Genomic DNA, 3951 nt, shown 5'->3' on the forward strand with positions numbered 1-3951 from the left:
ACATTTCCAAAAATAAATTGGATTCCTTTTTCATCATTTCGTCCTACTTTCCAGTTCTCTTCTTGTTTTTGTTCTTTTGGATAGGTTACACTTAGTTGGACAGATTCGTTAAGGTCATATATTCTTAATTGATAAAAGTCGGGAGAGAATTAATTATGACCAAAAGAAAGAGAAGAACATTCACCAAAGAATTTAAAGAACAAATTGTTCAGCTGCACCTTCCAGGTAAACCTAGAAGCGAAATTATCAAAGAATACGAGCTAACGCCATCTTCCTTTGACAGATGGGTTCGCCAGCATAAAACAAGTGGATCGTTTGAAGAAAAGGACAATAGAACCCCAGAGCAAGAAGAACTAATCAGACTCCGCAAAGAAAATCAGCGACTGATGATGGAGAATGATATTTTAAAGCAAGCCGCGCTGATAATGGGACGAAAGTAGATGTGATTCGGAACAACCGTCACAAATACTCGATATCAGCAATGTGCGCCGTCCTACAACTTCCTAGAAGTACGTACTATTATGAGGCGAAAATTCGAGATAATCAGGATGAAGAATTGACAGCTTTAATTGTTAAAATTTTTAAAGAAAGTCGTAATATTTATGGACAAAGGAAAATTAAAAAAGAACTTCAAAAGCAAGGGTGGACAGTGTCACGTCGCCGTATTGGGCGAATAATGAACGAGCAAGGACTTGTCTCCAAATACACAGTAGCTCAATTCAAACCAAGAAAAACAACAGTAAATGAGTCTGAAATTGGAAATGTACTGAATTGTAAATTTAATCAAGACAAAGAATTAAAAGTGATTGTGAGTGATTTAACATACGTTCGAGTTAAGCAAAACTGGCATTATATCTGTGTTTTAGTAGATTTATATAATCGTGAAATTATTGGCTATAGTGCGGGTCCCAATAAAAGCACTGGGCTAGTTCAACGTGCTTTTTCAACAGTCAAATACAACTTAAATCGCCTCGAATTATTCCACACCGACAGGGGAAGTGAGTTTAAAAATAAACTTATAGACGAAGCGCTAGAGACATTTGGTATTGCAAGATCCTTAAGTGAGAAAGGAACACCTTATGACAATGCGGTTGCCGAGGCAACATTCAAAACGATTAAAACTGAATTCATTCACGGTAGAGTTTTCGATAGTCAGCAGGAACTTGATCTTGAGCTATTTGATTACGTAAATTGGTTTAATAACATTCGAATTCATGGGGCTCTGAACTATCTTACTCCTAGCGAGTATAAGCGCAAGCACCAGATAGAAATGAGCCTTGTTTAGTAAAGATAACGTGCACTTGACGTGGAGGGGCGGGCAAGATAGCCTTGGTGGCTGAGCCAGATTCTTTGATAGATCTGGCTTCCTGGCTCATTCTCTTGCCCGCAGAGGCTCCAAGTCAAGTGACAAACAGTACGCACTATTTTACGTCTGAGTGCTAAGACTTTAGACACTATAAAAAGGTATGTGTTCCTTAAAAAATTTGTTTAGTTTAGTGTTGACATACCAAATTTTAATGATATAAGAAACAGGTTCGTACGTTCCTTTATTTATTTTGACTAATAATCCACAAACAGACAGCAATGAACTCTATGCATTTGCTCAATCTTCTATTTCAGGAAGTTTTCCAGCCCCCATATTCCGAGTGCTTTCAAGGGAAAATGCAATAATCACAAGGATGACACTGAAAATCAAAGCTAAAACAAGGGGGATTCGGTTATAATCCGTGAAAGGATAGGTTAAATATGTCCAGCCTAGCGGATTAATCATCGATAGACTTTACATTGGATATATCCGGTGTCGCACGAACAATATAAAGCAAACCAATTATCCCAAGAGATGAACCTGTTGCAGCTGATGAAGTAGGCATCATTTGTACCATTACTAAAGCAATTCCTGCACCGATCACTCCTGCCATTCCGATGGACGCCCCAATTAAAAATGAACCTTCATTTCTTCCTCATAGCCTACGAAGATCCAGCGAATAATTTGTATTTGTTTTTCTGATCTTGAATAATGAAATTTGGACAGATATCATTAAACTAAAGGTAGAAAATATGGACAATAATGTGTTTGAACAATTAGCAAAGAAGTATGGATACCAAAAAAATTGTGATCGGGGGGTGTTTCTCAAATGCGGTCAATTATTTTACCTTGTGCACTATTCCTTCTCTTTTTAGTTGAATGCGATTTGTTGGAAAAGGACATTTCAAAAATGAATCCTAATAAATTACCGGATGTGCCAGCTTTTCAAGATGATTTTACCCGGGAATTTATGGGGGCTATAGATGAAGTTGAAGAAGGTTTTTATTTATTTCAGTCAATGACTGGAAAATATACGATGATGTATCCAGGAAATGCGAAGATGCAGAAAACCTATTACGGCTTTACAGGTGAAAATTATGAAAAGCTTCGTTTTGCTGGCGGTGATGAGGAAATAACAGGAGCAGTGTATACAGTAGATTTATCGTTCAAACATAATAAAGACACGATTCGATTAGACACACATTTATCAGTAGTTTCTATGGGGATTAGGTATGACGGCGATTTTGAAAAAATAGAAACAGATGATACTGAGATATATTTTGCAAAAAACACACTCCCAGAGGACGGGAAAACAATCGGGTCTTATAACTTTTTTGGCGTTGTAAAATCAAAAGAAAGTAACAAAACCTTGAATTATACCTATATGGTCTATTGTGAAGGTCGAACTGAAAAAGGTTGTGGCTATGATACCGAGGCTATAGAAGCCCATGTTAAAAAATTAATGAAGTCAGTTACGTTCGAACCCGGTGGAAGAGAGGAGTGATGTAAACCTCTAGTTACCGAGAAATAACCGCTAGGGATCCGACTAATAAGGATGGGTTATCAAGAGATGTACACACAAACGATACTAGAATTATATCGCAAGCAACTCCTAATCACCTCTTAGATTTAACTTTCCATCGGTATAATGAAAATATAAGAAAATATACATTTTTAAAAGTTACTCTTTTTTAATTGTGTTTATTTTATTAGGACCTGCATATGAAGACTACGATTTGTTATTCCAACATCAAAAGGAACTCCAATCATTCCAAGAAATCTAATGAGAACACATTACAGATGTATAAAAAACTCCGGAGTAAGAAAAATTGATTTTCACGATCTCAGGCATACCCATGCAACGATGCTTCTAAAAGAAGGAGAAAATCCAAAAGCTGTGGCTGAACGCCTAGGCCATGATGTACGAACTTTAATGGAAACATATGCCCATGTTTTACCGAACATGCAAAAGCAAACCGCCATAAACTTTGGCAAACGATTTCATAAAAAATCAACCAAGCCATCAAGAAAGTTAAGCTAATGTGGTCAAAATGTGGTCATTTAACGATTACTAAGAAAATGTGGTCAAGAATATTCCGTTGTTAAAAAAGAAATAAACCCTTCATTAACAAGGGTTTATACAACGTAAAAATAGAAAGCTTCCAACAGGACTCGAACCTGCGACCCCTTCCTTACCATGGAAGTGCTCTACCGGCTGAGCTATGGAAGCATGGCTCCACAGGCAGGATTCGAACCTGCGACCGATCGGTTAACAGCCGATAGCTCTACCACTGAGCTACTGTGGAATATTCTTAAGTATTATTTTCAACGGTGCTACGCTGTCTCTTCCTCTACTAGCTATTCCTTAAGTAAATGTGTCGAGATAACTCGTTGCCAATTCGGAGGAAGTTTGCTCGTCACTGAGCTACAGTAGAGATTCGCAAGCTCTTCATCTATAAGCTTTCTACTTAGCATGTGCGTCAAGCCAATTCGAAGTTTATTCGCTAGAATTAATGTAGTCTAGAATCATTACTAACTAAGAATTAAAAATATGCATAATACAAAATACTGCCCAGCAACGTCCTACTCTCACAGGCAAAGCCCATTACCATCGGCGCTGAAGAGCTTAACTTCCGTGTTCGGCA

4 protein-coding genes and 2 tRNA genes are annotated in these 3951 nt (G+C 37.6%); 3 read left to right on the forward strand and 3 right to left on the reverse strand.

Features of this window, described 5'->3' with window-relative positions; all coding sequences use genetic code 11:
- The first annotated feature begins 155 nt into the window (after positions 1 to 155).
- Positions 156 to 1285 (forward strand): IS3 family transposase gene (locus ABU914_RS15170; RefSeq protein WP_379670536.1). Its coding sequence is split into 2 segments (ribosomal slippage): positions 156 to 405 and positions 405 to 1285, totalling 1131 coding nucleotides; the frame shifts between segments, so codons are not numbered across the junction.
- Positions 1286 to 1763: 478 nt separating this feature from the next.
- Here the strand turns inward: ABU914_RS15170 and ABU914_RS15175 are convergent.
- Positions 1764 to 1919, reverse strand: coding sequence for a hypothetical protein (locus ABU914_RS15175; RefSeq protein ID WP_379670537.1), 156 nt, complete (start codon positions 1917 to 1919; stop codon positions 1764 to 1766).
- 276 nt (positions 1920 to 2195) lie between these two features.
- Here ABU914_RS15175 and ABU914_RS15180 point away from each other — a divergent pair, with 276 nt between their 5' ends.
- Complete coding sequence (locus ABU914_RS15180) at positions 2196 to 2810, forward strand: hypothetical protein (protein WP_379670538.1); 615 nt, start codon at positions 2196 to 2198, stop codon at positions 2808 to 2810.
- 279 nt (positions 2811 to 3089) lie between these two features.
- On the forward strand, positions 3090 to 3347 hold the full coding sequence (locus ABU914_RS15185; RefSeq protein ID WP_379670539.1) for a tyrosine-type recombinase/integrase: 258 nt from the start codon (positions 3090 to 3092) through the stop codon (positions 3345 to 3347).
- A gap of 116 nt (positions 3348 to 3463) precedes the next feature.
- Here ABU914_RS15185 and ABU914_RS15190 read toward each other — a convergent pair.
- Together ABU914_RS15190 and ABU914_RS15195 are read right to left on the reverse strand one after the other, a co-directional pair.
- Positions 3464 to 3536, reverse strand: a tRNA-Thr gene (locus ABU914_RS15190).
- Position 3537: 1 nt separating this feature from the next.
- Positions 3538 to 3612, reverse strand: a tRNA-Asn gene (locus ABU914_RS15195).
- Positions 3613 to 3951: the final 339 nt, after the last annotated feature.

It is taken from the genome of Pueribacillus sp. YX66 (assembly GCF_041725775.1).
GTDB lineage: Bacteria > Bacillota > Bacilli > Bacillales > UBA6769 > Pueribacillus.

What these genes read in the sequence shown, in the direction of transcription:
- ABU914_RS15175 (WP_379670537.1), bottom strand. Translation starts at nt 1,919, where the DNA reads ATGGCAGGAGTGATCGGTGCAGGAATTGCTTTAGTAATGGTACAAATG.
- ABU914_RS15185 (WP_379670539.1), top strand. Translation starts at nt 3,090, where the DNA reads ATGAGAACACATTACAGATGTATAAAAAACTCCGGAGTAAGAAAAATT.